This is a genomic window from Janthinobacterium sp. TB1-E2 (assembly GCF_036885605.1).
In the GTDB taxonomy this organism is placed as follows: Bacteria; Pseudomonadota; Gammaproteobacteria; order Burkholderiales; family Burkholderiaceae_D; genus Janthinobacterium; species Janthinobacterium aestuarii.
This window is the reverse complement of the sequence record NZ_CP142523.1, coordinates 2,805,150-2,831,182: the sequence shown is the minus strand read 5'-3', so window position 1 is coordinate 2,831,182 and position 26,033 is coordinate 2,805,150. Positions and strand designations below refer to the sequence as shown.

At 63.6% G+C, this 26,033-nt stretch carries 32 protein-coding genes; 27 read left to right on the top strand and 5 right to left on the bottom strand.

All coding sequences use genetic code 11. From position 1 onward, the window contains the following. Nucleotides 1-7: 7 nt before the first annotated feature. From OPV09_RS12880 to OPV09_RS12825, 12 genes are all read left to right on the top strand, one after another. Nucleotides 8-445 carry a flagellar export protein FliJ gene (locus OPV09_RS12880; protein ID WP_051991901.1) on the top strand — a complete coding sequence of 146 codons (438 nt, stop codon included), beginning with the start codon at nt 8-10 and terminating at the stop codon, nt 443-445. An 88-nt stretch (nt 446-533) separates the two neighbouring features. After that, nucleotides 534-1,946, top strand: a complete 1,413-nt coding sequence (gene fliD / locus OPV09_RS12875) for a flagellar filament capping protein FliD (protein ID WP_034757833.1) — start codon at nt 534-536, stop codon at nt 1,944-1,946. Between the two features lie 51 nt (nt 1,947-1,997). Beyond that, nucleotides 1,998-2,387, top strand: a complete 390-nt coding sequence (gene fliS / locus OPV09_RS12870) for a flagellar export chaperone FliS (RefSeq protein WP_034757830.1) — start codon at nt 1,998-2,000, stop codon at nt 2,385-2,387. 31 nt (nt 2,388-2,418) lie between these two features. Continuing rightward, complete coding sequence (locus OPV09_RS12865) at nt 2,419-2,697, top strand: hypothetical protein (RefSeq protein ID WP_254671605.1); 279 nt, start codon at nt 2,419-2,421, stop codon at nt 2,695-2,697. Continuing rightward, nucleotides 2,694-3,863, top strand: coding sequence for a flagellar hook-length control protein FliK (locus tag OPV09_RS12860; RefSeq protein ID WP_338682013.1), 1,170 nt, complete (start codon nt 2,694-2,696; stop codon nt 3,861-3,863). The genes OPV09_RS12865 and OPV09_RS12860 overlap by 4 nt, the downstream gene beginning before the upstream one ends. An 11-nt stretch (nt 3,864-3,874) precedes the next feature. Continuing rightward, nucleotides 3,875-4,339, top strand: coding sequence for a flagellar basal body-associated FliL family protein (locus tag OPV09_RS12855; RefSeq protein WP_307788883.1), 465 nt, complete (start codon nt 3,875-3,877; stop codon nt 4,337-4,339). A gap of 33 nt (nt 4,340-4,372) precedes the next feature. After that, a complete protein-coding gene (locus OPV09_RS12850; protein WP_034757822.1) occupies nt 4,373-5,116 on the top strand; it encodes a FliA/WhiG family RNA polymerase sigma factor in 744 nt (247 codons plus the stop codon). Nucleotides 5,117-5,172: 56 nt separating this feature from the next. Beyond that, nucleotides 5,173-6,087 (top strand): flagellar motor stator protein MotA, encoded by a 915-nt coding sequence (motA, locus tag OPV09_RS12845; protein WP_034757817.1) that lies wholly within the window; start codon nt 5,173-5,175, stop codon nt 6,085-6,087. Continuing rightward, nucleotides 6,014-7,075 (top strand): flagellar motor protein MotB, encoded by a 1,062-nt coding sequence (locus OPV09_RS12840; protein ID WP_051991897.1) that lies wholly within the window; start codon nt 6,014-6,016, stop codon nt 7,073-7,075. Before motA ends, OPV09_RS12840 begins: the two co-directional genes overlap by 74 nt. Before the next feature lie 16 nt (nt 7,076-7,091). Beyond that, nucleotides 7,092-7,382 carry a flagellar biosynthesis anti-sigma factor FlgM gene (flgM, locus tag OPV09_RS12835; RefSeq protein WP_034757812.1) on the top strand — a complete coding sequence of 97 codons (291 nt, stop codon included), beginning with the start codon at nt 7,092-7,094 and terminating at the stop codon, nt 7,380-7,382. Next, nucleotides 7,379-7,819 carry a flagellar export chaperone FlgN gene (flgN, locus tag OPV09_RS12830; protein WP_338682012.1) on the top strand — a complete coding sequence of 147 codons (441 nt, stop codon included), beginning with the start codon at nt 7,379-7,381 and terminating at the stop codon, nt 7,817-7,819. The genes flgM and flgN overlap by 4 nt, the downstream gene beginning before the upstream one ends. After that, nucleotides 7,806-8,558: a glycoside hydrolase family 73 protein gene (locus OPV09_RS12825; protein ID WP_338682011.1), complete on the top strand. Its 753-nt coding sequence runs from the start codon at nt 7,806-7,808 to the stop codon at nt 8,556-8,558. The genes flgN and OPV09_RS12825 overlap by 14 nt, the downstream gene beginning before the upstream one ends. Before the next feature lie 5 nt (nt 8,559-8,563). Here OPV09_RS12825 and flgA read toward each other — a convergent pair whose 3' ends face one another. Next, nucleotides 8,564-9,184, bottom strand: a complete 621-nt coding sequence (flgA, locus tag OPV09_RS12820) for a flagellar basal body P-ring formation chaperone FlgA (protein WP_254671603.1) — start codon at nt 9,182-9,184, stop codon at nt 8,564-8,566. Nucleotides 9,185-9,465: 281 nt separating this feature from the next. On the opposite strand from flgA, the gene flgB reads away from it, so the two are divergent. From flgB to OPV09_RS12755, 13 genes are all read left to right on the top strand, one after another. Next, nucleotides 9,466-9,828 carry a flagellar basal body rod protein FlgB gene (gene flgB / locus OPV09_RS12815; protein WP_034758109.1) on the top strand — a complete coding sequence of 121 codons (363 nt, stop codon included), beginning with the start codon at nt 9,466-9,468 and terminating at the stop codon, nt 9,826-9,828. Nucleotides 9,829-9,836: 8 nt separating this feature from the next. Next, a complete protein-coding gene (gene flgC, locus OPV09_RS12810; RefSeq protein WP_034757795.1) occupies nt 9,837-10,253 on the top strand; it encodes a flagellar basal body rod protein FlgC in 417 nt (138 codons plus the stop codon). Between the two features lie 3 nt (nt 10,254-10,256). Next, on the top strand, nt 10,257-10,910 hold the full coding sequence (locus tag OPV09_RS12805; RefSeq protein WP_338682007.1) for a flagellar hook capping FlgD N-terminal domain-containing protein: 654 nt from the start codon (nt 10,257-10,259) through the stop codon (nt 10,908-10,910). A gap of 58 nt (nt 10,911-10,968) precedes the next feature. Continuing rightward, entirely contained in the window at nt 10,969-12,147 is a 1,179-nt protein-coding gene (locus OPV09_RS12800; RefSeq protein ID WP_338682006.1) for a flagellar hook-basal body complex protein, read from the top strand. A 26-nt stretch (nt 12,148-12,173) separates the two neighbouring features. Further along, on the top strand, nt 12,174-12,902 hold the full coding sequence (locus OPV09_RS12795) for a flagellar basal body rod protein FlgF (protein WP_034757782.1): 729 nt from the start codon (nt 12,174-12,176) through the stop codon (nt 12,900-12,902). 32 nt (nt 12,903-12,934) lie between these two features. Beyond that, the gene (flgG, locus tag OPV09_RS12790) at nt 12,935-13,723 is read left to right on the top strand and encodes a flagellar basal-body rod protein FlgG (RefSeq protein WP_167468652.1); all 789 of its coding nucleotides are present in this window, start codon (nt 12,935-12,937) and stop codon (nt 13,721-13,723) included. Then, complete coding sequence (flgH, locus tag OPV09_RS12785; RefSeq protein WP_034757772.1) at nt 13,723-14,397, top strand: flagellar basal body L-ring protein FlgH; 675 nt, start codon at nt 13,723-13,725, stop codon at nt 14,395-14,397. The genes flgG and flgH overlap by 1 nt, the downstream gene beginning before the upstream one ends. A 9-nt stretch (nt 14,398-14,406) precedes the next feature. Further along, nucleotides 14,407-15,519 carry a flagellar basal body P-ring protein FlgI gene (locus OPV09_RS12780; RefSeq protein WP_034757769.1) on the top strand — a complete coding sequence of 371 codons (1,113 nt, stop codon included), beginning with the start codon at nt 14,407-14,409 and terminating at the stop codon, nt 15,517-15,519. Beyond that, entirely contained in the window at nt 15,519-15,911 is a 393-nt protein-coding gene (locus OPV09_RS12775) for a rod-binding protein (protein WP_034757766.1), read from the top strand. Before OPV09_RS12780 ends, OPV09_RS12775 begins: the two co-directional genes overlap by 1 nt. A gap of 81 nt (nt 15,912-15,992) precedes the next feature. Further along, entirely contained in the window at nt 15,993-17,354 is a 1,362-nt protein-coding gene (gene flgK / locus OPV09_RS12770; RefSeq protein ID WP_338682004.1) for a flagellar hook-associated protein FlgK, read from the top strand. A gap of 10 nt (nt 17,355-17,364) precedes the next feature. Then, a complete protein-coding gene (gene flgL / locus OPV09_RS12765) occupies nt 17,365-18,276 on the top strand; it encodes a flagellar hook-associated protein FlgL (protein WP_070303083.1) in 912 nt (303 codons plus the stop codon). Between the two features lie 5 nt (nt 18,277-18,281). Continuing rightward, nucleotides 18,282-19,325: a hypothetical protein gene (locus tag OPV09_RS12760; protein ID WP_070303082.1), complete on the top strand. Its 1,044-nt coding sequence runs from the start codon at nt 18,282-18,284 to the stop codon at nt 19,323-19,325. 151 nt (nt 19,326-19,476) lie between these two features. Then, nucleotides 19,477-20,577 carry a glycosyltransferase family 9 protein gene (locus OPV09_RS12755; protein ID WP_338682002.1) on the top strand — a complete coding sequence of 367 codons (1,101 nt, stop codon included), beginning with the start codon at nt 19,477-19,479 and terminating at the stop codon, nt 20,575-20,577. Here OPV09_RS12755 and OPV09_RS12750 read toward each other — a convergent pair. Then, on the bottom strand, nt 20,562-22,736 hold the full coding sequence (locus OPV09_RS12750; RefSeq protein WP_338682000.1) for a putative bifunctional diguanylate cyclase/phosphodiesterase: 2,175 nt from the start codon (nt 22,734-22,736) through the stop codon (nt 20,562-20,564). The genes OPV09_RS12755 and OPV09_RS12750 overlap by 16 nt on opposite strands. A 108-nt stretch (nt 22,737-22,844) precedes the next feature. Then, nucleotides 22,845-23,294 (bottom strand): hypothetical protein, encoded by a 450-nt coding sequence (locus OPV09_RS12745; RefSeq protein WP_338681998.1) that lies wholly within the window; start codon nt 23,292-23,294, stop codon nt 22,845-22,847. Nucleotides 23,295-23,476: 182 nt separating this feature from the next. Here OPV09_RS12745 and OPV09_RS12740 point away from each other — a divergent pair, with 182 nt between their 5' ends. After that, on the top strand, nt 23,477-23,944 hold the full coding sequence (locus OPV09_RS12740) for a PACE efflux transporter (protein WP_034757742.1): 468 nt from the start codon (nt 23,477-23,479) through the stop codon (nt 23,942-23,944). On the opposite strand, the gene OPV09_RS12735 is transcribed toward OPV09_RS12740, so the two are convergent. After that, a complete protein-coding gene (locus OPV09_RS12735) occupies nt 23,920-24,801 on the bottom strand; it encodes a LysR family transcriptional regulator (RefSeq protein ID WP_034757741.1) in 882 nt (293 codons plus the stop codon). The genes OPV09_RS12740 and OPV09_RS12735 overlap by 25 nt on opposite strands. Before the next feature lie 70 nt (nt 24,802-24,871). Here OPV09_RS12735 and OPV09_RS12730 point away from each other — a divergent pair, with 70 nt between their 5' ends. After that, nucleotides 24,872-25,075 (top strand): DUF3460 family protein, encoded by a 204-nt coding sequence (locus OPV09_RS12730; RefSeq protein WP_070303076.1) that lies wholly within the window; start codon nt 24,872-24,874, stop codon nt 25,073-25,075. Nucleotides 25,076-25,207: 132 nt separating this feature from the next. On the opposite strand, the gene OPV09_RS12725 is transcribed toward OPV09_RS12730, so the two are convergent. After that, nucleotides 25,208-25,957, bottom strand: a complete 750-nt coding sequence (locus OPV09_RS12725; protein WP_425324047.1) for a YcbK family protein — start codon at nt 25,955-25,957, stop codon at nt 25,208-25,210. Nucleotides 25,958-26,033: the final 76 nt, after the last annotated feature.

Genomic DNA, 26,033 nt, shown 5'->3' with positions numbered 1-26,033 from the left:
AGCATACGTGAGCAACGCGCATACCATCCGCAACCTGACCACCCTGGTCGGCCTGCGCAGCACCGAAGTGGAACGCCTGCAAAGCGAAATGGCGGCGCAGACGGCCGTGCGCGAGCGCTACCAGAAAAACCTGGAGCGCCTGACGGGCCTGTACACGGATAGCGGCCCCAGCGGCGCCCTGCCCCTGGCCCTGTCCGTCAATTGCGGCAACTTCAAGCAAGCCGTCATGCAGATGGCCGACCAGCACCGTACCGACTTGCATTTGCACGAAGCCAATATGGCCGTTTCGCAACGCGCGCTGAATACGGCGTGGGCCAAGCGCGAGGTGCTGGACCAAGTGCTGACACAAAAACAAAAGCATGTTGCAAACGAGCAACAACGTGTCGATGCCAAGCGACAAGACGAACTGGCGACGCAATTCTGGTTCCGCGGACAGGTAAAATGAGTTTGTGTAAGTTTCTTTCAGGAAAACTTCACGAAACGGGAATGGGGGTCGCCTTGTACCGGTATATCCCTTTATTCAGGAGTCTGGCATGGCAAACGTAATTACTGCACCGCAATACGATCCGATCGTCACCGCAAAAAATCTGGCGACCAAGTCGGTAGCGGCGCAACAGGCCGCCCTGGCTGCGCAGACCGCGCTGGCCAGCAATACCTCCAGCGCGCTGGGTAACCTGAAATCGGCCATCTCGGCATTCCAGCTGGCGATGTCGTCCATGACGTCCAGCAAATCCGTGCTGAGCCAGTCCGCCACTTTCAGCAATACCGCGTATGGCACGGGCACGGCCGGCATCAAGGCGGCGCCGGGCAGCTACGCATTCTTTGTGGAACAACTGGCCACGGCCGGCCAGACTTCGTATGGCGGCTTGAGCAACACCATGCCTGCCAACGGCGGCGCCATGACCATCCGCATCGGCGACCCGCTGGCCGCCGTGACCGCCGACAACGCCTTCGACATCGACCTGGCCGCCGCCAACAAGGATGGCGACGCCTATTTGACGCCGCAGGAAATAGCCGCCGCCATCAATGGCAACAGCAAGAATAATGCGCGCGTCACCGCTTCCGTCATCAATATCGGTAACCAGGCGCAACTGGTGCTGACGTCGACGCTCACCGGCGCCGCGAATGCCGTCTCGATCGACACCAGCAGCGTGACGGATTCGGGGCTGCAGACAGCGCTGCAGAGCGACAAGAAAACCCTCGTCGAGCCCAAGGATGCCATCGTCTGGCTGGGCGCTCAGGGCACCGGCACCAAAATCACCCAGGCATCGAATACCTTCACCAACGTGCCCGACGTGAAAATGACGTTCACCAAGGCCATGAGCGCTGGCGAGAGCCCGGTCACCGTGACCGTCGGCACCGATAGCACGGGCACCATCGCCAATGTGCAAGCCTTCGTCGACGCCTACAACAAGCTGAAAAGCGTGATGGATGGCCTGGCCAGTCCCGGCAATCCGGAAAAGAACATCGCCGCCGGCCTCTTTGCCCACGACTCCGGCCTGAACGCCCTGCGCTCGAGCATGGGCGATGCCCTGCGCCTGAGCGTCGATGGTGTATCGCTGGTGGCGTATGGCATTACCGCCCAGCGCGACGGCACGATCAGCCTCAATACCGCCAAGCTGACGGCCAAGCTGGCGGACAATCCTGGCGGCCTGGACAAACTGTTCGGCAATAACAGCCTGTCGGCGCCAGCCGGCGTGCTCGGCGGTCTGGACAAGGTGCTGGGACAGTGGAGCAATGTCACCAAAGGCCAGATCACCCAACGCATGGCAGCGACGGACAAGTTGCAGAAAAGCCTGGCCCAGAGCAGCGAGCGCCTGACCAATCAGTACAACACGGCGTACAACCGCTTCCTGGACCAGTTTTCCCGCCTGCAGGTATTGCAAGAGCAAATGACGCGCAATTCCGACATGTTCGATGCCATGTTCGGCAACGACAAATCCTAAGGCGAGCGTGCCTGCAGCACCGCGCCACGTTAACATAGCGAGAAGATAACAATGTTGAACAATGAAGCTTACGGCAGCTACCACGCCGTCAACCTGGATTCCCAGACCGCCCGCGCCACACCGGTCGAGCTGGTACTGGTGCTGACGGACGGCCTGCTGGAAGAACTGGCGCGCGCGCGCGGGCACATCGTGGGCAAGCGCTACGAGCAAAAGGCCATCAGCCTGGACAAGTGCACGCAAATCATCAACGGTTTGTCGAGCTCGCTCGATTTCGACAATGGCGGCGAAGTGGTCGTCAACCTGGCGCGCCTGTACGACTATTGCGTGGCGCGCCTGTACACGGCCGGCATCAAGCTGGACCCCACCCTGATCGACGAAGTGACGACCTTGATGACGACCATCAAGCGCGGCTGGGTGGGCGTCCAGGCCAACAATGCCTAGGCGCGCGGCGCTGCAGCAGCTGAGCCGGCAATTGAGCGCGGCAGTCGCTCAGCCGGACTGGGATGCGATGGAAAAACTCTCGGCCAGCCTGGCGAAAAACATCCCGCTGCTGGCCGAACGTGGCGCATGGAATGCGCTGGAACAAACAGAATTGTTGCATTTGCGCAAAATTCACGCGCAAGCGGTTAAAATTTGCTCTGAGGAAAAAGAACGCCTGGGTCAACACCTGGGTGCATTACAGGCAAATAAGGAAGGTTGGGTCGCCTACGCCGCGCTCGGCGAATACGACTCGGACGGGAATCAAGCATGATCATGAACTTCAACAAGGCACCGGCCGCTCCGGCACCGGCGGCCCCTGCGGCATCCGCACCAGCACCGGCGCCAGCGCCGTCACAAGCCGCTGCCTTGCCTGGCACGCCGGGCTATGCCGCCAATGGCGCCGCCCCTTCCGCCCTGTCCCTGTTTGCGCAGGTGCTCGATGTGACGGGCGGGGAGACGGCCGACGCCGGCACGCCCGCGCCCGCCAAGGACGGCGATAGCGACAGCCAGACCGACAGCAGCCTGCCAGCCATGGCCGCGCCCGTCATCGGCCTGCCGGTGAGCGTGCTGCCGCCGGCGGACGCCGCCGCGGCCGAAGCACGCGCCTACGCGCAGGCGCAAGTACAGACTCAAGCACAGGCACAAGTGCAGGCAAATGTGGCGCAAGCCAACCCTGCGCTCAACATCAGCCTGCATCCGGCGGCGATCACCTTGAACGCGCCGGCAACGGCGCCAGCGCCAGGCCGCGACACGCGCGAGCCGCTGGCCGCCGCCAATCCGGCGGCGCCCGCCAAAGGCAGCGCGCCGGCACAGCCGTTCGAATCGCTGCTGCAGCAAAGCGCTCCGTCCACGGCCGTCGCCGCCCCTGCCGTTGCCGTTGCCGCGCGCGAAGGCGAACGTGGCGCCGCGAACGTGGCGCCCGCCACGCCCAACCTGGGCCTGGCGGGCGCGGTCGGCAATACGGCCACGGCGGCCGCGGCCGGCGACACCATCAAGCTCAACGGCCCAGCCCAGCAATGGCAGGAACCGCTGCGCGAAGCGCTGGGCGAACGCCTGCAGACGCAGATCGGCCGCAACAGCGAACACGCGACGATCCGCCTCGACCCGCCCATGCTGGGACGCATTGAAATTTCCATCCGCCACACGGCCGGCGCGCTGCAGGTGAACGTCACGGCATCGAATTCGGAGGTGTTGCGCCAGTTGCAAGGCATCGGCGAAAACATGCGCAGCGACCTGGCGCAGCGCCAGTACACCGACGTGGCCGTCAATATCAGCGCCACCCCGCGCAGCCCCGCCGCCCAGGCGTTTGCCGAGGGCGACGCGCGCGGCCAGCGTCAACCGGGCCGCCAGCACGATGATGCCGAGCCGGGCCGCGCCCTGTCCGACGGCAGCACTGCCGCCACCACTTACGCCATGCACGAGCGAGAGAGCGCCTGATGAATATGAAAATGAAACTTATAGCCGGCTTTGTCGGCGTGGCCGTGCTGGCCGCTGGCGCGGCTGGCGGCGCCATGTGGTATCTGGCCAAGCCGGTCGCCGGCCATGCCGATGCCGCCGAAGCGAAAGCCCCGCCGCCGCCGGCCACGGGCAAGAAGGCGCGCAAGTTCCTCACGCTCGACAAAGTCATCGTGATGCTGCGCCGCGGCCCCGGCGACGGCGAAACGCATTATCTGTCGGCCGACCTGGTGATCGCCACCACCGAGGAAAAGGAAAAACTGACGAAGGACCATTTGCCGCTGATGCGTTCGATCGCCGTCAGCACCCTGTCGAGCTTTCCGCTAGACAAGGCGCAGACCATGACCGTGGAACAATATGCCGAGCAGATCAACAAGGCCTTCAACGTCAGCTACGAGCGCGAACAGATGGAAAAACCGTTCACCGAAGTCATGGTCGGCAAGCTGATCATTGAATAAGCCAACACGCCAGCCGACCTAGTGGGAGATCCCTTGGCCTATGTAGAGCAATACCAGGAAGCGTACGGCGCCGGCGAATATGCCGCCGCCAGCGCTTGCGCGGCCGTGCTCAGCGTTGCTGAAGAGCAACAACATCTGGTGGCATACTCCCCTTTGGTCAAACGCATCGTGCGCCAGCTCAATTCGCAGGTGTCGGGCGCCATCGACCGCGACGACATGGAACAGATCGGCCTGATGGGCTTGCTCGAAGCCTTGCGCCGCTACGGCGTGCCGGACCAGTCTTTCGGCAGCTATGCCAGCCTGCGCATCCGTGGCGCCATCCTCGACGAACTGCGGCGCCAGGACTGGCGTCCGCGCGCCGTGCGCCAGGAAAGCCACCGCCTGCGCGACAGCGTGCGCGCCCTGACCCGCCGCCTGGGACGCGAGCCGCTGGAAGCGGAAATCATGGCCGCCCTGAAGCTGACGCCGGAAGCCTTCCAGGAATACCAGCTGGCGGAAAACGCCGAGCTGATCGCCAGTTTCGACGAGGTGCTGCAGGAAAGCCTGGGGCAGGCCGACAGCGCACCGAGCCCGGAAGAGCAATTGATGGTGCGGCGCAGCCTGGAGCAGGCCTTGCGCGCGCTCGACGAACGCGAGCAGCGCGTGATCCAGATGTATTACGAATTCGAACTGAGCTACAAAGAAATAGCCGCCGTACTGGACCTGAGCGACGCCCGCGTCTGCCAGCTCAACAAGACGGCGCTGGGCAAGATGAAAGCCATGCTGCAAGACGCATAAGTTTCAGCACTATCCATCAAATTGACGCAGCACAATGACGCAGAAAGGCAGTTGACATGGTAATTATCGGTATCTTAATCGTGATGGGGTGTGTATTCGGAGGCTTCGCCCTGATGGGCGGCACCGTCCACGCGATCTGGCAACCGGTCGAGTTGATCATCATCATCGGCGCCGCCGTCGGCGCCCTGGTGCTGGGCAACCCGAAGCATGTACTCGGTGAAATGCTGCACCAGATGCGCAAGATCGTCACGCACAAGAAGCAAGGCTCGGAATTCCAGCGCCAGTTGCTGCTGCTGATGTATGAACTGCTGCAAACGGCCGCCGGCGGCCTGAAGGCGCTCGACGCCCACGTCGAGGCGCCGCGCGAAAGCGCCCTGTTCCAGCGCTACCCGCTGGTACTGGAAGAGCCGAAGCTGCTGGCCTTCATCGTCGACAACTTCCGTTTGATGGCGATGGGCAAGATCAACGCGCATGAACTCGAAGGCGTGCTGGAGCAGGAACTCGAAGCCATCCACGACGAGCTGCTGCAACCGTCGAAGTCCTTGCACAAGATCGCCGAAGCCATGCCCGGTTTCGGCATTCTGGCCGCCGTTCTCGGTATCGTGATGGCCATGAATTCCGTGGCCGATGGCGCCGATGCGGCGGAAATTTCGGAAAAAGTGGGCGCCGCCATGGTCGGTACCTTCATCGGTATTTTCTTCTGCTACGGCGTGCTCGATCCGATGTGCAACATGATGAAACAGCTGGTGGGCGAGGAAGGCTCGACCATGGAATGCGTGAAGGTCGTGCTGGTCACGCACGTGGCGGGCAAGCCCCCCCTGCTGGCCATCGATGCGGGCCGCCGCCTGGTCCAGCTGAACATCAAGCCGAGCTTCGCCCAGCTGGAAAGCTGGATCAATGCGCTGGAAGATGGCGGCGCCGAACAAGAGCAAGGCCAAGGCCGGGGAGGCCGCCGTGCTAAAGCCGCATGAGAAACATGAACAGGCCATCATCAAGCGTGCGGGACGCAAGCACGACGACGATGGCCATGGCGGCGCCTGGAAAGTAGCGTTCGCCGACTTTTGCCTGGCCCTGCTGTCGCTGTTCCTCGTGCTGTGGCTGATGGCCGCGCGCGAGCAGCAGGCGATGAAGGAAATCATGATGGATGCGTCGGCCAGCAGCCGCCAGGGCGAAGGCCAGGGCGTCATGCCGGAACAGAGCGGCGGTCCGCGCGGCAGCCTGATCGAGCGCTTCCCCATGCCCCGCAAGGGTTCGGGCGACACGCGTACGGAAGGCAAGCAGATGCAGGACGGCAAGGCCGGCGCCGCGCCGCAAAACCAGACCAAGGTCAGCTACCAGTCGCCGGAAGACTTGCTGTCGCTGTCGCGCGCGCTCGACAAGCTCAGCGACGAAGCGGGACTGAAGAGCAATTTGCAATCGGTGATCACGCCGTACGGCTTGCGCGTCATGCTGCACGATACGGACAAGCAAGGCATGTTCGTGCGCGGCAGCGCCGTGCCGACCGACCGCTTCCGCAAGCTGCTGCGCCAGATGGGCCCCGTGTTTGCGCAAATGGAAAACCAGATGCTGATCGTCGGCCACACGGACTCGATGCAGTACGCCAATACGGGCTATGAAGGCTTTTCGAACTGGACCCTGTCGGCCAACCGCGCCATGTCGGCGCGCGCGCAATTGTTGATCGGCAGCATGAGTCCGGACAGCGTGCTGCAAGTGGTGGGCATGGCCGACCGCGCGCCGCTGGACGTGAAAAATGCCAGCGCCGGCATCAACCGCCGCATCGAACTGTTAATATTGACGCGTGGCCAGGCCGACAGCATCGCCGCCATGTTCGGCATGGCCGGACAAAAGCCGCAAGGCGACGAATTGCAGGTGGGTGAACCGGACTCCGGTACCCTGCAGCGGCTGCGCGAAAAACTGGGCCTGCCCGCAAAGAAAGATCGGGACGAGCATGCAAATTAAGGGCAAGGGACAACGTATGAAAATCTCCTCCGGCAATACCGGTGCTGCCGTGCGCAGCAGCGCCGTCGCGCCTGCCGAGGCGATCGCCGAGAACGCGGGCGCCGCAGGCGCCATGGGCGGCTCGTCGGCCGGGGCGGAACTGCAATCGGCCGTGCTGCAACCGGCCATGGCCGCCCTGCGCGCCATGCCCGAGATCGACCATGAAAGAGTGGCCATGCTGCGCGATGCGCTGGCAAAGGGCGAATTGCCGTTCGATCCATCGAAACTGGCAGGCTTGATCCAGCGTTTCCACGGCGGTGAATCGTGACCGCGCCGCGCAAGGGCATCACGCGCCAGGAAGCCGTGCGCCGCGTGCTGCTAGGCATGACGGAGGACCGCGCCGGCTATGCGGCACTGCAAACCTTATTGGAAGAGCAATTCCAGGCCACCTTGCACCACCAGAGCGCCCGGCTGACGGCGCTGGCCGACCAGGTCATCGCCGCTGTCGAACCGCTCGATGCGCGCCGCCGCCAGCGGGTCAGCCTCGTCACTGCCCTGCTGGGCCCGCAAGGCGATATGGCGCAATTGTTTACGCTGTTGCAGCAAGACGCGCGTACGACCGCCCAGCGCGACTGGGCCGCGCTCGAGCAGATGGTGCTCGAATGCAAGCGCCTGAATGCCCGCAACAGCGATTTATTAACAGAGCAGTACAGCATCATGCAGCGCGTGCTGCATGGCGAGGAAGATACGTATGCGCCAGGCTGATTTCCTGACCACCCGCGCGACGGCGGCGACGCCATCGACGGCGGCGACAATGGCCGTGCAGAGCAATATGCACGCTACCCCTGCCACGGTGGCCACTGGCAGTTTTGGCAGCGTGTTCAAGCAGGTGCAGGGCGAAGTGACCCGCTTCATCGAACAGGGCGGCGGCAACGCCACCAGCCTGAGCCCGCAAGGACGCGCCTACCTGGAGCAAAGCCAGCCCGTCAATGTGCTGGGCAGCATCAACCAGGGCGGCGAGATCGGCGAGACACAGCAGCAATTCCTCGCCTCGATCAAGCCATGGACGCAAGAAACGGGCGCGCGCCTGGGCGTGGCGCCGGAAATCGTCGCCGCCCACGCGGCGCTGGAATCGGGCTGGGGCCAGCGTCCGCTGCGCCAGGGCACGGGCGCGGACACGAATAATCTGTTCGGCATCAAGGCCGGCGGCAAATGGCAGGGCGACGTGGCCAGCAATGTCACCACCGAATACGAGGCGGGCAGCGGCACGGCCCTGAAGAAAACCGAGCGTTTCCGCAGCTACCCGGACCAGGCCAGCGCCTTCCGCGACTATGCGCAAGTGTTGCTCGACAACCCGCGCTACCGCGCCGCCCTGAACACGGGTGCCGACGCGGGCGCCTTCGCGCAAGGCCTGGCGCGCGGCGGCTATGCCACCGATCCCAACTACGCCGCCAAGCTGACACAGCTGGCGACACGCCTGCAGCGCACGGCCGCCGCAGACTGATCTCCTCAACGGCCGGCAATATCGGCCGGTTCCACCACGCCCGCATCGACCACCCTGGCACGTATCACCGTGCCGCTGGTGGCGTTGCGCACGCGGATCACTTCGCCCAGCGCGCCCGGATCCATCGCTTCGCCTGCCATGCTCACTTCCACCTGCTCCTTGCGCGCCACGATGCTGACCGCACTGCCCCGCTTGATCAGCACGGGCGACGCCAGTTGCCCCTGGCGCAGCACTTCGCCGGCACGCAAGCTGCGCCGGCTTGACAGGCCTATCGCGCCCGGCAAGGCAGAAATACTGTCCGGCACCATCGTCACGTCGCGCCGTGCCAACGTCACGTCGCCCGATTGCAACGGCGTATTGGCCGTGACGGGCACGCTGGTGACGGCCACCTGGGCCGTGATACTGCCGCGCGCCAGCATTTCGTAACGCCAACCGTTGCTTCCAGGACACACCGCGATAAAGCGCATGCGCTGCGCCGAGCGGCTATCCGCCGTCTCCAGCGCGACGGGCGCCGCGCACGCGGGCACGGGGCGCGTGCTTTTCACGACGGTCACCTGAAACTGCGGTTCCAGCAGTCCCGCCGTGGCCGCCTGCTGCGCCAATTGCTCACGCGCCAACTGTTCCACACGTGAAAATATATTGTCGGCTGGCAATTCTGCGCGACCTGCACTACTATATAGGCTGGCCAGGAAAAAGATGCCTGGAAGCAGTATTTGACGACATTGCGCCTTGTTCCACATCACGGAATAGTTCTCAAAGTAAATCATTGCTAACCTTAATCAAAGATACTGAAGCGGCATGACCTTACCATGCGTCAACATGACCTGGCTGGGATTTTACCTCTGCACCACCTGTTTTCTGGCCCGAACCGCAAAAAGCACGATCGAATTCAACACAAAGGATGACCATGGGGATTAATTTCAAGGATGCGCTGGGTGTGCACGCCGATGCACTCGCGCTGCGTGCCGACCGTACGCGCGTGCTGGCGGCCAACATCGCCAATGAAAACACGCCCGGCTTCCAGGCCATGGACATGGATTTCGGCAGCGCCCTGCAGCAGTTGCAGGACAACGAGGCCGGCCTGCTGTCGACCGATGACGATGCCAGCGCCCTGTACCGCGTCCCCTACCACCCCAGCCGCGACGGCAATACCGTCGAAATCGGCGTCGAACAGGCGGCGTTCTCGCAGAATGCCACCGACTTCCAGACCAGCCTCACTTTCGTCAACATGAAACTGAAGGGTCTGTCCAAGGCCATTTCCGGACAATAAGGATCAGCATGAGCTTCCAGGATATTTCCAAGATCGCCGGTTCGGCGATGGCGGCGCAAACCGTGCGCCTCAATACCATCGCCAGCAACCTGGCCAATGCCGATTCCGTTGCCGGTTCCGAAGGCGAAACCTACCGCGCGCGCAAACCCGTGTTTGCGGCCGTGATGGATGGCCCCGGCGCCAGCGGTGCCGGCGGAAGAGTACAGGTGCTCGACGTGGTGCAAAGCGACGAGCCGCTGCGCAAGGTGTACGAACCGGGCCACCCGATGGCCAATGCCGACGGCATGGTGTTCTACCCCAACGTCAACCAGGTAGCCGAAATGACCGACATGATGTCGGCCTCGCGCGCCTTTGAAACCAATGTCGAAGTTCTGGGCCGCATCAAATCGATGCAGCAATCGCTCCTCAAATTAGGTGAAGCATAATCCATGGAAACCAATCTCTTTACAAACAATACCAGTGGCAGCGGCAGCAGCAACAATGCCGTCAAGTCGCAAAGCAATGCCACCCAGGATATGTTCACCAAATTGCTGGTCGCCCAGATCAAGAACCAGGATCCCCTCGCACCAACCGACCCGAGCCAGTTCGTCAATCAATTGACGCAGCAGGCGCAGACGGAAGCGATGCAAAACCTGTCGTCGCTGACCAGCGCCAATGCCAGCGTGCTGCAATCGATGCAAGTACTGGCTCTGGGCGCGCAAGTGGGTTCCGAAGTGATGGTCAACAGTGAAACGGTGCAGCTCGACAAGAGCAAGGTCAGCGGCAGCATCGCGCTGGCCGCCAGCACCACCAAGACCACGGTGACCCTGAAAGGGCTGGACGACAAGGAATACAAGATCGAACTGGGCGCCAAGTCGGCCGGTACGGTGCCGTTCAGCATCGATCCCGTGGCCCTGGGCTTGCCTGCCGGTACCTACAGCATGAAGGTCACCACCAGCGGCGCCGAAAAACCGACGATCGACATCGCAGGCAAGCTTAACAGCGTGCGCCTGTCGTCCGGCGGCAGCATGATACTGAGCGTGTCGAACCTGGGCGAAGTCAACCCTGGCGCGATCACCGGCTTTAACGGCAAGACGGCCTGATCCGCTCGCCCCTTCGTTTCCTGCACACTAATCTCGTCCTTCACTAAAGGAAATCAACATGAGTTTCGACATCGCCCTGTCCGGTATCCAGTCCATCAACCAACAGTTGAACAGCACCAGTAACAATATCGCCAACGCCGGCACCTACGGCTTCAAGAGCAGCCGCGCCAACTTTTCGGCCATGTACGCCGGTTCGCGCGCCACGGGTACGGAAATCGGTTCGATCACGCAAAGCATGTCGCTCAATGGCGGCGTGCTGAACACGGGCCGCGCGCTCGACGCAGCCATCGACGGCCGCGGCTATTTCGTCGCACGCGATGCGCAAAACACCATGAGCTACAGCCGTGTCGGTATCTTCTCGGCCAGCAATGAAGGCAAGCTGATCGATTCGAACGGCCGCCTGGTCCAAGGCTACGCCGCCGTCAAGGGCAGCACCACCCTGGGCACCATGGGTGACATGATCATTCCGACGGGCCAGATTCCCGCCGTGGCGTCGACCAAGCTGGCGTATGCGGCCAACATGTCGTCCGAATGGACCATCAAGGCTGTGCCCTTCAACAAGACCAACGAACTGAGCTACAACAGCGCCAAGACCTCGATCGTCTACGATTCGCTGGGCGCCAAGCACTCGCTGGGCCAGTACTTCGTCAAGACGACAACGGGCGTGGACGTGCACTACACCTTCGACAACGCCGATGTGACACCGGTGACGAGCATGACCTTCGACACGAACGGCAAGCTGGTGACCGGCACGGCCGCCGCGCCAGCGCTGCCGACGCCGGCTGGTGCCGCGGCACTGGCGATCGCCATCGACTACACGGGCACCACCCAGTACGCCGGCGAAGCGACGACCTCGACCGACCGCGCCGACGGCTATGCCTCGGGCACCTACACGGGCGTGGAACTGGCCGATGACGGCTCCGTCGTGGCGAAATACACGAATGGCCAGAAGCAGAGCATCGGCGTGATCGCCTTGGCCACCTTCCCCGACGAAGGCGCGTTGACGGCCGTCAACGATACCAGCTGGGTCGCCTCGACCACGTCCGGCACCCCCATCTATGACCGTCCGGGCGTCGGCATGGCCGGCAAACTGGTAACGAGCTCGCTGGAACAGTCGAACGTCGACATCACCTCCGAACTGGTGGGCCTGATGACGTCGCAGCGTAACTACCAGGCCAACTCGAAGGTCATCTCGACCGAGAACGCCATGCTGCAATCGCTGATGCAAGCGCTGTAATCCACGATACGCAAAGGTAAAGAGCAATGGATGCGCTGATTTATACCGCCATGAGCGGGGCCGACCGTGCCCTGCGGGCACAGCAGGTACACGCCAACAACCTGGCCAATATCGAGACGGGCGGCTTTCGCGCCAACCTGGAAGTGTCCACTGCCCAGCCGCTGCAAAACGGCTATGGCTACGACGACCGCCACATGACGCAGACGCAGTCGAGCGCCATCGGCACGCGCACGGGCGCCATCAAGGAAACCGGGCGCGAACTCGACGTGGCCGTCACGGGCCCCGGCTTTCTCGCGGTGCAATGGCAAAACGGCGAAGCCTACACGCGCGCCGGCGCCATGGACCTCGATGAAACGGGCGCGCTGACCATCAACGGCCGGCCCGTGCTGGGCGAAGGCGGACCCATCACGATTCCCGAGCACACCAGCCTGTCGATCGGCGGCGATGGCACGATTTCCATCCAGGTGCCGGGCACCGCGCAAATGCAGACCGTCGACAAGCTCAAGCTGGTCAATGCGGAATCGGGCGAGCTGACGAAGAACGAGGCGGGCCTGATCGTGGCGCGCAGCGGCGAAGACTTGCAGGCCGACCCGGCGGTACGCATCCGCGACCGCCACCTGGAAGGCAGCAACGTCTCTGCCGTCGAGGAAATGGTCGCCACCATGAGCCTGAACCGCAGTTTCGAGATGCAGATGAAAATTTTCAAGGCCAGCGACGCGATGACTGAATCCGGCAACCGCCTGCTGGGCGCCTAAGCCCAACGCCAACCAATTACCAGGAGTAAATCATGAATCCAGCAATGTGGATCAGCAAGACCGGCGTGCAGGCACAAGATGCCAAACTGCAAGCCATCGCGAATAACCTGGCCAACGTCAATACCGTTGGCTTCAAGCGCGACCGCGTCGTCTTCGAAGACCTGTTTTACCAGGTCGAGCAGCAGCCGGGCACGCAGCGCGCCGACAATACCCTCTCGCCATCGGGCGTACAGCTGGGTAACGGTACCCACATGGTGGGCACGCAAAAGGTGTTTACCACCGGCAGCCTGCAAACGACGAGCCGCGAATTCGACGTCGCCATCACCGGCAACGGCTTTTTGCAAGTGCTGCGCCCGAACGGCGAAGCGGCCTACACGCGCGCCGGCCAGCTGGGCATCAATGAAAACGGCGTGATGGTCAACGCCCAGGGCTTGCCCCTGGTGCCGCAAATCACCGTGCCGAACAATGCCACGGCGATCACCATCGGCGAAAACGGCATGGTCACGGCCACCGTGCCGGGCAATGTCGCCGGTACCGAACTGGGCCAGTTGAACCTTTCCAGCTTCGTCAACCCGACGGGCCTGCTGGCACTCGGTGAAAACCTGTTCCAGGAAACGGCATCGAGCGGCACGCCGACGGAAGGCCGTCCCGGCGAAGGCGCCCTGGGCAAGCTGAAACAGTTCGCGCTGGAAGGCTCGAACGTGCAGGTGGTCGAAGAGATGGTCGACATGATCGCTGCCCAGCGCACCTATGAAATGAACACCAAGGTGCTGTCGGCCGCCGACAATATGCTGCAATACCTGGCGCAAGCGGCACGCTGATGACAGCCGCAATGAAAGCCACGGCCGCCATGCTGCTGGTGTTGATGGCCGGTTGCGCCAGCCAGCCTATGGCGCCGCTGGCGCCCAGCTTTTCCGATACGCCGCTGCCCGTGGCGCCGCGCAGCGCTGCGCAAGGCGGCGTGAGCGGCGGCGTCTTCAATCCCGACGCGGGCCTGGCCCTGACTTCCGACAGCCGCGCCTTCCGGGTCGGCGACGTCGTCACCGTGGCGCTGCAGGAAACCACGCAGGCCAGCAAGAAGGCCGGCACCTCGTTCAACAAGGGTTCGTCCGTCGGCGTGCAGGCGGCCAACATCCTCGGCAAGACCTTCCCCAAGACGGGCATCGACCTGTCGGCCGACCGCAATTTCGCCGGCGACTCGACCAGCACGCAGCAAAACGCGCTGTCCGGCGCCATCACCGTGATCGTGCAGGAAGTGCTGCCGAACGGCTTGCTGCGCGTGCAGGGCGAGAAAACCCTGACCCTGAACCAGGGCGAGGAATTCGTGCGTCTGCGCGGCTACCTGCGCGCGGCCGATATCGATTCGAACAACCAGGTGTCATCGTTGCGCATCGCCAATGCGCAGATCGCCTATTCCGGCCAGGGCACCCTGGCCGAAGCCAACAAACCAGGCTGGCTGACGCGCTTCTTCGTCGGCCCATGGATGCCGTTTTAAGGTGAGCTCATGAAATTTCGTTCCGCCCTGCCCCTGGCAGCCATGCTCGCTGCGCTGTCCGGCTTTGCCCTGCCCGCCAGCGCCGCGCAAGTGCTGCGCAACCTGGTCAGCATCGAGGGCGTGCGCGACAACCCGCTGGTCGGCTACGGTCTCGTCGTGGGCCTGAACGGCAGCGGCGACACCACCCAGGTAAAATTTTCCAGCCAGTCCGTGGTCAACATGCTCAAGCAGTTCGGCGTGAAGATGCCGGACGGCGCCGAATCGAAAAGCAAGAACGTCGCCACCGTCATGGTCAGCGCCGTGTTTCCCCCAGGATACCGCCGTGGCCAGGCCATCGACGTCACCGTCTCGTCCCTGGGCGATGCGAAAAGCTTGCGCGGCGGCACCTTGTTGCTGACGCAATTGCGCGCGGCCGACAATGAAACGTATGCGCTGGCGCAAGGCAACGTCGTCGTCGGCGGCTTGAACGCCACGGGCAAGAGCGGCTCGTCCGTCACCGTCAACACGCCCACCTCGGGCCGCATTCCCAACGGCGCCAACATCGAGCGCGAAATCCTCAGCGATTTTTCGACCAAGCCGACTGTCACCCTGAACTTGCGCCACCCGCATTTCGAGACGGCCATCAATATCGTCGAAGCCGTCAACCGCCGCTTTGGCGCCGTCGCCACCACGCGCGACGCCACCAGCGTGGAAGTGCTGGCGCCGGAAAACCCGACCCAGCGCGTGGCCTTCATGGCCAAGCTGGAGGCGCTCTCCGTCGATGTCGGCGTCGATACGCCGAAAGTGGTGTTCAATTCGCGCACCGGCACCGTGGTCATCGCCGAAGGCTTGCGCGTAAAAGCGGCCGCCGTCACGCACGGCTCGCTGAAAGTGGTCATTTCCGAAAGCTCGGCAGTGAGCCAGCCGGCGCCGTTCGGCCGCGGCCAGACCACCGTCACGCCGCAATCGAAGGTGTCCGTCGACCAGGGCAACGGCAATATGTTCAAATGGCCGGCCGGCGCCAAGCTGCAGGCCATCATCGACGTGGTCAACAGCCTGGGCGCTTCGCCCGACGACATCATGGCAATTCTGCAAGCCCTGGACCAAGCCGGGGCCATCGAAGGCGAACTGGTGGTAATCTGATGCTTAATATCAACGACAGCAGCAGCGCCCTGCCTTCGGCGCTCGACGACAAGTCCCCTGCCGCCGCCACGCCGGCCGATCCCCGCTATGCGGCCAAGGCCACCGAGGCGGCCGTCAAGTTCGAAGCCTTCTTCATCTCGCACATGCTGCGCCAGATGCGTTCGGGCACGCGCGAGATGGCGGGCGAAGACAGCGTCTTCAAGGATCCCGTCAACAGCGACATGCTGGAAATGGCCGACAATCTGGTGGCCGACAAAATGGCCGGCCAGCGCGCCTTCGGCATCGCCGACGCCATCCTGCGCCAGCTGCTACCGGCGGCCGGCGCCCCCGTGGCAGCCAAAAGCGCCGTCAAGACCGACAATATTGCAGCGCCGCTTAATAAATCCGTCTGAAGCGTCGCCTGTACAAGGTAATATCGATTCAATGCCTGCCCACCCGCACGCGCCACACTCTTCACGAAAGAAACTTGCCCAATGAGCATCATCAGCAATGCATTGTCAGGCAGCATCGCCGCCCAGGCCGCACTCAATGCGGCCAGCCAGAACATCGCCAACCTGCAGACGGCGGGCTACACGCGCCAGGGCGTACTGTTGTCCTCGCTTGGCGCAGGCGTGGGCGTGCGCTCGGCCGGCAATGGCGTGGAAGTGTCGGCCCTGCTGCGCTTTGCCGATGCGTATAAAAGCCAGCAAATGTGGCGCGCCGCGTCCGACCAGGGCGCCCGTTCGCAGACCCAGCCTTATCTGACCCAGCTCGAGCGCGTGATGGGCGACGATGCGTCGAGCATCAGCAACGGCATCGACGGCTTTTTCGCCGCCCTCAACGCCTCGGCCGTCGACCCGACGTCGACGCCGCTGCGCCAGCAGATCGTCACCTCCGCCGACGCCATGGCGCAGCGCTTCAACAGCATCAGCACCGTCATGGGCAACCAGTTGCTGTCGTTGCAGCAGCAACGGGCAGCGATCGTGCCGCAAGCCAATACCGCGCTGGCCAATATCGCCGCGCTGAACCAGCGTATCAGCACCTCCACGGCCGCGGGCACGAATGTGTCGTCGCTGATGGATGCGCGCGACCAGCTGATCGATGGCCTGGCCGCGCAAATGGGCATCGAGGTGCTCGACCAGGCGGACGGGTCGCGCAATGTCTCGCTGAAATCGGGCCAGCCGCTGGTCATCGGCAGCATGGCAGGTACCCTGAGCAGCAACATGACGAACACGGGCGAGCAAACCCTGAGCCTCGATTTCGCCAAGTCCTCGTACAAGCTCGACCCGGTCACCATCGGCGGCCAGATGGGCGGCCTGGGCGAGTTCGAGCAAAATACCCTGAAACCGCTGCAGCAGTCGCTGCAAGACATGGCGACCCAGTTGACCAACAAGGTCAACGCGCAGCTGGCACTGGGAAAAACCATGGCCGGCGCGCCGGGCGGTCCCCTGCTGGCCTACGCGAATGGCAAGCTGAGCATTACCCCCGGCTTCAACGCCAAGGACCTGGCCCTGTCGCTGACGGGCCAGGCCGGTGACAGCGGCAACTTGCAAAAATTAATCGAGATCAAGAATCAACCGATCACCGTCAGCTGGGTCGGCTCCGTCCTGATGAGCGACGCGGACACGCAGCTGGTCGGCAAGCTCGGTATCTACAGCCAGCAGAACCAGGCCCTGCTGAAGACGGCCAATACGGTGCGCTCGCAAGCGATCGACGACTGGAAATCCACCAGCGGCGTGAACAAGGACGAAGAAGCGATGAGCCTGGTCGAATTCCAGAATATGTATCAGGCAAACATGAAAGTCATTTCCGTGGCGAATAGCCTGTTTGACGCCACTTTGCAAATGATGGGTTAAGGAGAAGATCATGCGTGTCGCCAGTAGCCAGTACCAATCGCTGATCAATATTTCGCTTCAGCAAAACCAGGAACGCATCAACTTCCTGACCCAGCAGATGTCGTCGGGCCTGCGCATCCAGCTGCCATCGGACGATCCGATCGGCAACGTGCGCATTTCGCGCCTGACGCGCGAGCAAGCCATGGTCACCCAGTACCAGGACAATATCGCCACGGTAAAAGTGCGCCTGCTGAAGAACGAAAACTACCTGTCGAGCATGGTTACCGACATGGGCCAGGCGCGCGACCTGCTGGTGTGGGCCGCCGACGGCAGCAATACGCCCGGCGACTTGAACGCAATGACGCAATCGCTGACAGCCATGCGTGACAGCGTGCTGTACACGGCCAACCTGAAGGACCAGGAAGGCCGCTACATGTTTTCCGGCACCGCCACCGACCAGCCTGCGATCAAATACGACCCGGCGGCAGCCGTCGGTTCGCGCTACAGCTACGTCGGCAATACCGACACGCAGACCGTCGTGGTCGGCAATGGCGTGACGCAGGCGGCCAACGTCGACGTGAAGAACCTGGAAGTGTGGCTCAACAAGATCGACCAGGTGGTCACCACCCTCGGCACGCCGGGCGTCAACCCGAACGACCCAGCCGTGCGCGCCATCGTCAACGATGGCCTCGGCGGCACCGATGATGGCATGGATTTGCTCTCCGGCAAGATCGCCATTTTTGGCGGCGCGCAAAACATCCTCACCACGCTGTCGGGCAACCTGTCGAATGTCTCGCTGTCGAACAATTCGGCCCTGCTGGATCTGAAAAAGACCGACATGGGCGCGGCGGCCATCGAACTGACCGGCTACCAGACGGCCCTGCAGGCAACATACAAGGCATACGCCAAGGTGGGCACCCTTTCCCTGTTTGATCTTCTCTGACCATCATGCAAATCGTTCAGACCTCCTCCTCTTCCGGCGTCAATGCCAAAGGCGCCGGCACAGCCCGCGTCGTCGATGACGCATCCGCCGCCATCAACGGCAGCGCCAGTGCGCGCAGCGAGGCGCCAGCGGCGAAGAGGTCGACGGCGAGCCTGCAGCGGGGCCTGAGCAACTGGGATCACCAGCTGCAGGGGGAGATTTCCAACGCGCAGCAAACACTCGACTACCTGGAACGCAGCAGCAGCCAGCTGCAAGCGCTGAAAAGCGAACTGGCAGCCAAGCTGGCCGCGCGCCAGGGCCGCGAAGGGCAAGTCGAGGCAAGAGTGCGCCAGTTCAGCAATACCTGGCGCCAGCGCGCCAGCGCCTCGGGCGGCACGCTCGACGCACAGCTCGGCTATACGAGCCCGCAGGCGGCGCAGCAGAATTTCAGCATCCGCGGCCTGACCATGGCCAGCCTGCAGGAAGGCCCGCAGGAAGTGCTGGCGTTTTCCGTCGGCGGCGCGAACCAGGCCTTGCGTTCGGTCAATATCGAACCTGGCCTGAGCGCGAATGAAATCGTCTCGCGCTTCGACCGCGCCTTGATGCCATCAGGCATCGGCGTCAAGCTGGGCGAGAATGGCGAACTGGTGTTCAGCACATCGGAAGCGGCCTGGGCCAACGTGCGCGACAGCCTGTCCGTGCGCGGCAGCGGCATCCGCTACCCGACCGGGCAGATGAGCCGCGTGCGCACGGATGCGGAACCGGCCGCCATCGCCCCGGAAGAATGGAATACGGGTGACGTGGAAGCCCTGCGCGCCACCTTGCAGCAAGTGGTGCAGGCGCTGGCGCAGTTGCAGGCGGCGCGCAGCTCCGTCAGCCTGGCCCTGGCGCAAGCGACGGGACGGGTTGCCCGCGCGCAACCGGTGCAAGTGAACGTCAGCATGGATACCCTGGCTGAAAACTTCACGCAAAAGGCCAGCGAACCTGGCTATGAATCGCTGCTGGCGATCAGCTCGGCATTGGTCGGCATCAGCCGCGAGCGCGTTGTCGCCCTGCTGGGCCTGGAATAACCGCTTCCCGTGCGTGCGCCGCCCTGGCGCACGCGGCAATAAAAGGGGCATGCCCCCCTAGCTCAGGACGGTGGAAATCCGTAAGATGCTGCTGTCGCTGGCCGATTCACCACTACGCCGGCGCATTTCGTCATCCACCTCCGGAGTTCCCTTGATAAAAACCGCCGCCCGGCTGATCAGCTACGTCCTGCTGGGAAAATCCGGCAAGCAGCCCCTCGACATCGCCAAGGTGCGCAAGGTGCTGATTTTGCGCAACGACAAGATCGGCGACATGATCGTCACGTCGGCCCTGCTGCGCGAGCTGAAGAAAAACTATCCGCACTGGCAGATCGACGTGGCCGCCAGCAGCGCCAACCGCGATGTCATCGCCGGCAACCCGCATGTGAACGAGATCCTCATCTGGGACAAGCAGACGCTGCTGCGCGATGTGCGCACCACCATCGCCGACCTGCGCCGGCGCCGCTACGACGTCATCTTCAACCCCTACAACCGCTTTTCGATTCCCTTGCTGCTGCGTATCAAATGGCTGGGTGCCCGCTATCTGACGGGCTTTGCCATTCCCAAGTACGGCACCTCGACGGCGAAGCTGGGCATGTTCGACCATACGGTGCCCTGCGATCGCAGCCGCCACATCCTGCACAGCTTTTTCGCCACGTTCGAGGAGTTTGGCCTGCGCGACATCGATATGCGCTATGAACTGTTCGGCGTGGACGCGCACGCGGCACGCGTCGACGCCGCCTGCGACGGCCTGCTGCGCACGCATGAAGGCTTGTTCTGCCTCAACTTCCAGGGCAGCAATGCGCAACGCACGGTCAGCGTGGCCGATGCACAGCGCTGCTGCGCCGCCCTGGCGGCACGCTATCCGCGCCATGCGCTGCTGGTGATCGCCGCGCCGGGCACCGAGACGCGCGCCGCCGAGATCGTGCGCGGCGCCGGCCATGCCAACGTGATGAACGCGCCGCCCACCGGCCACATCCTGGAACTGGCGGCCCTGATACGCCGCTGCGACCTGGTGCTGTCGCCCGACACGTCGGTGATCCACATCGCCTCGGCGTATGACAAGAAAATCGTCGGCTACTACATCCGCACCGACAACTACCGCTGGTTTTACCCGGCCAGCCGCCATTACCGCGTCATCCTGGCCCCAGGCCTGACCCTGGCCTCGGTCAGCGATGCCGACACCCTGGCCGCCGTGGAAGACCTGATGGAAGGCGCCGGCCCGGCGCAGGTGACGCTTCAGGCCGCCGGCTGAGACGCCAGCAGGCGGTCCATCTGCCCCACCGGCAGCGCGCGGGAAAAGAAATACCCCTGCGCATAGTCGCAGCCGGCGGCACGCAGCAGATCGCGCTGCGACGCCGTCTCCACGCCCTCGGCCACGACTTTCAAGCCCAGGCGCTGTGCCAGGGCAATGATCGCCTCGCACAGTCCCTGCCCGGCGCCATCGCTTCCCAGTTCGCCGACCAGCGAACGGTCGATCTTGAGAAAATCGATATCGGCCTTCTGGATGCACGCGAGCGACACCTGGCCGCTGCCGAAATCGTCGAGCGCCAGCGCCAGGCCCATGGCGCGGAACTGGCGCAGCCGGTCAACCACCTGGCGCGCTTCGTCGAGCAGCACCGCTTCCGTTGTTTCGATGACGATGGCGCCCGGCGCCAGGCCGTGGCGCGCCAGATGCCCGCCCCAGTCCTGGTACAGCGCGGCGTCGCAGCGAAATTCCACGGCCGACTTGTTGATGCTGATCTGGAACGCGGTGCCATGCTCGTCTTGCCACTGCCGCGCCTGGCGCACGACCTGGCGAAACACCCACTCGCCGATATCGATGATCAGGCCGTTCGCCTCGGCAAAGCCGATGAAATCGGCCGGTGCCAGCAAGCCGCGCAGCGGATGGCGCCAGCGCAGCAGCGCCTCGGCCCGCTCGATGCTGCCGTCGCACAGGCGGATGATGGGCTGGTAATGCACTTCGAACTGGTCCTGCGCCAGCGCCAGGCGCATCTCGCGCACCGTGCTGCGGCGCAATTCGGCCGCCTGCTGCAATGCCGGTGTGAAATAGCTGTAGCCGTTGCGCCCCGCACTCTTGGCCGCATACATGGCCTGGTCGGCGTGCCGCAGCAAGGCGTCCGGCGACTCGGCGTCGGCCGGATACAGGGCCACGCCCACGCTGGCCGACACTTGCGCCGTGTCGCCTTCGAGCACGAACGGCAGGGCCAGCGCGGCCGTCAATTCCTGCAGCACGCGCTCGATGCCGCCCAGCTGTCCCACGCCGGCGAGGATGACGGTGAACTCGTCGCCGCCCAGGCGCGCGACCGTATCGGTAGCGCGCACGCGTTCGCTGATGCGCCGCGCCGCCTGGCGCAGCAGCATGTCGCCCTTCTCGTGACCGAGGCTGTCATTCACTTGCTTGAAATGGTCGAGGTCGATGAACAGCAGGGCCAGGCAAGCGCCCTCGCGTTTGGCGTGGGCCGCCTCGTGCTGCAAGCGGTCGAGAAACATGTGGCGGTTCGGCAAGCCCGTCAGCTGGTCGAAATTGGCTTGCCGCCAGATGCGCTCGGACGCGGCGCGCTGCGCCGTGATGTCGCTGACCAGCGCCAGCGCCCCCAGGTAGGTGCCGCTGGAGTCGAAGATGGGATTGGTGGCCAGGGTGGCCCACAAGGTGCTGCCGTCGCGCCGCAGGAACTTGAATTCGTGGCGCTCGACGATGCCGTCCTGGCGCCGCGCGATGTTGCGCTCTAGGATGGCGCGCCCCTCCTCATCCATGAAGGCCGCCAGCGGCTGGCCCAGCATATCCTCGATCTGGCAATCGAGCATGTGCGCCATCTTCGGATTGACAAAGCTGGTCAGCGCCTGCGCATCGATTTCCCAGATACCCTCCTCGGCGCTGTGCACGATGCGCCGGAAGCGCTCTTCGCTGCGTTCGAGCGCGGCCAGCTTGCCCTCGGCCTGCTCGAGCACCAGCCGCAGCGCCTGGCCGTTCGGGTCGGCGCTGCCCAGCAGGCTGACGGGCAAGCCCGCCTCGCGCACGCCGGGACGCGGCGGGGGCAGCTGCACCTGCAGCTGGATGCGCTCGGGCTCGCTGCTATTGAGCACGCGCTCCACGAACTGTTCGTAATCGCGGCGGAACGCCTCGTGCACAAAAGAACGGAACAGCACGTGGCCGGGACGCCCGCGCGCCAGGCCGAACAGTTCGGCCGCCACCAGGTTGACCTGCAGGATCACGCCATCGAGGCCCAGCACGAAATAGGCGACGGGCGCCAGCAGGTATAAATCGTTGAAATACGCTTGTTCGCGTTCGGCCTTCATCCGTTCCGGACTGAAGACACCATCGTCAAGCAGGGGCGCGACGTGCCGCGGCACGCCGTCGTGGCCGGGCGGGGAGGAATCCAGAGCAGGTACCGCTTGCGGTGGTGTATCCATGGCTGTCCTTGGCACGGCCGCCCTGGAAAACAGGTGGGTGCAGTAGCGAGACTAGCACGCGCCACGCGCAGTGTCGAGCCATGGATGCCGTTTCTGCAACAGGGCCGCTCAGCGGCCCATGCCCATACGGTGCCGGCGCAAGCCGAAATCATGGCCGACCACCAGCAAGGTGCTGGCCACCAGGCTCGACAGCCCCACGATCAGCTGGATCAGCTTATCGTCGGGCAAGACCCACAAGGACGAGTCCGGCGCCTCGCAGCCCGTGGCCGCGCTGATCAGCGGAGATACCCAGGCCGCGTCCGGCGTCACGTCGAGCACGACGGCGCCGTCGGCGCTCGTCTGCATATAGATATCGCCCCCTTCGGCCAGGGTAAAGCAGATACCCACGCCCGTTTCCGTGGCGCGGATATTGTCCTGCATGCTGCGGTTATGTTCCTCGATCCACACTTCCACGTCGTATGGCGTTTCCAGGTGCTCCCATGGACGGGGACGGAAACGGGGACGTTCTTCCGGGCTAGCGGGGGTATCGGGGATATTGCTGTCTGCTGCGCCTTGCATGCTCGTTGACCTTTTCTGCGGTGATGCGGCGGGACCGGTTGCCCGCCAGCCGCCATTATCCACCGTTCGCGGTGCGCATGGTATTACCCTGCTCAATCCATCAGAAAAACTGACAGCTATCGACTTCAAACATCAGCACACCTGACTTAAAATATCCGCCATCTCTTCTTTACAGGCTTTACATGCAAGGCATCAAACGCAAAATCGTCTACGTCACCGCCTTTGAAATCATCGGCATGGCCATTTCCACGGCTTGGCTGACCCTGCTTTCGGGCGAATCGCCCACCAGCACGGGACCGCTGGCGATCATGATCACCACCATTGCCGTGATCTGGAACCTGCTCTACAACACGGCGTTCGAATACTGGGAAATCCGCCAGGTGTCGCGCACGCGCACGGTCTGGCGCCGCATCCTGCATGCGATCGGCTTCCAGATCACACTCGTCATCTACCTGATCCCGCTGATCGCCTGGTGGCTCGACATCAGCCTGTGGCAAGCGTTCGTGCTCGATTTTGCGCTGATGCTGATCATCCCGTGCTACAGCTTCATCTTCAACTATTTCTTCGACGGCTTGTTCGGCGTACCCCTGTCGGCGCAGCAGCCGAAGGAAGAGCCAGCGAATGTTCAGGCCGCTTCGCTGAGCAACTGAAGAAAGGACCGCGCCGCCATGCCCAGCGGCCGGTCCTTCATCCACACGAGGTGGATGGGCACGACGAGGCCATTGCCCGTATTCTTGAACGCCACGCAGCGCACCCGCCCCGCCGCCAGCGAATCCTGGATGGCCGAGGCGGCAAAGTTGCCCCAGCCCAGGCCCGCTTCCACCATCGCCAGCGCCATCGGCAAGCTGTCCGTGCGCCAGTAGGACAGTCCCACCACGGGGCGCGCGTCGGCCAGGTCGAGTTCGCGGCTGGCCACGATGATCTGGCGCAAATTCACCAATTCCTCGATATACAGGGGCCGGCCCGCCGCGTCGGGCGGATGCTGGGTGGAGATAATCGCCAGCAAGGCATCGCTGCCCACCAGCTGGAACTGTTCCTCGTGATTGATGCGCCCGCCAGCAAAAGCCATGCAGGCGCTGATGCGGCCCCGGTGCAGCATGTCGAGCACATCGTCCTGCGGCGCCGTCAACACTTCGATGTCGAGCAGCGGATGGCGCTGCGACAGCGCGCGCACGGCGGCCAGGAAGGGCGTATGGTCGAGCTCGGCCGCGATGCCCAGCGAAATGCGGCTTTCCAATCCCTGCGACAATTCCTGCACGTGCAGGTGCAACTGCTTCAACTGCTCGGCGATCAGGCGCGCGTGGGGAAGCAGCGCCATGGCGGCCGGCGTGGGCACGGCTTCGCGCGCGCCCCGGTCGAACAGGGCGATACCCAGTTCCGCCTCGATATTGGCCATCGCCATGCTGACGGCCGATGGCGCCCGCCGCAAGGCGCGCGCGGCGGCCGAGAACGAGCCGCCATCGACGACGGCCAGGAACAGTTCGATGTTATGGCTGGACAGTTTCATGGGGAAAGTAGAAAGTGCGGCACTTTTGCGCGCCAGGGCGGTCAAAAGGAAAAACCATGGGAGGACGCGCATGCGCCATCGACTACCGTACCGCCGCAGCGGCTATGTCTCGGACTTTACCCGCTTTATCGACGGCTATCTGCAGACGCACCCGGAAGTACTGGAAAACCAGCGGCGTGGCTGGCGCATCTGGTGGGAACGCCCGGCCAAGCTGCGCGAACTGGAACTGATCCACGCCGACAGCGTGCCGGAGCCGCCCTACCACTACGACTAAAAACGCCTGACCAAACCTACTGCGCGGTGCGCCTTGCGGCCTGCGATGCTCGCCGTACCTTCGTACGGCTGCGCGTCTCGGCCACAAATCACTACCGCTCGCAACGGTTTTGTCAGGTGTTTAATCTTTCGTTTAACCTTTCCAGACGCGCTGGAGGCCCGTATCCGCATGGATCCAGCCGCCGCGCGGGCCATTGCGGTAATAAAAGCCCACGCCGCCCTGCTTGAAGCTGCGCACGAGCGAACCGAGCACTTCCGCGTTCAGATTCGCCACGCGGATGTCGGCGGCGCGGCCCGAGATGTGCAGCGACTGGCGCGCGGCCGGCACGCCCGCTTCGCGCAGGCGGCTGTTCGACTCGGCCGTGCGGTAGCCCGACAGGATCTCCAGTGGCTGCTCGATGCCGTAACGGGCCACGAACGCTTGCGTGCCCCACAGGGTTTCCAGCAGTTTCGGGTCGATCGGCGCCGTCTTCTTGCCGTTCACGTCGCGCAGCAAGTGGCACAGTTCCTGGTAAGCCGAATCGATGACTTCGCCATCTTTCCAGTACAGCAATTTCGCCTTTTCATTGCTGGCCGGACGCACCACTTCCAGGGTGCGGGGCTTGAGCCAGAATTCCAGGTCCAGCGCCTGCGCGTCGAAGATGTCGGGCGGCGGTTCCATCTCGGTGATGGCCTGGCGCGACTGCGACGTGACCGAGCGGTCGACGCTGGCCAGTTGCGTCGGCTGAGGCGGCACGGCCGTGCGCGGTGCGCGCGGCTTGGCGCTGGCCGAAGCCGAGGCCGGAGCGGCCGTGCGCGAGGCGCAGCCGATGAGAGGAGTGGCTACCAGGCCCAGCGCGGCCAGGCCCATACCGTGATGTAGAAAATTTCTGCGCGATGCCATAGTCAGTCCAATTTAACGATGGGAATACTATAGCGTATTGTGCTGCGAAGAAAAACCCTCAATGCCTATCGTGTCA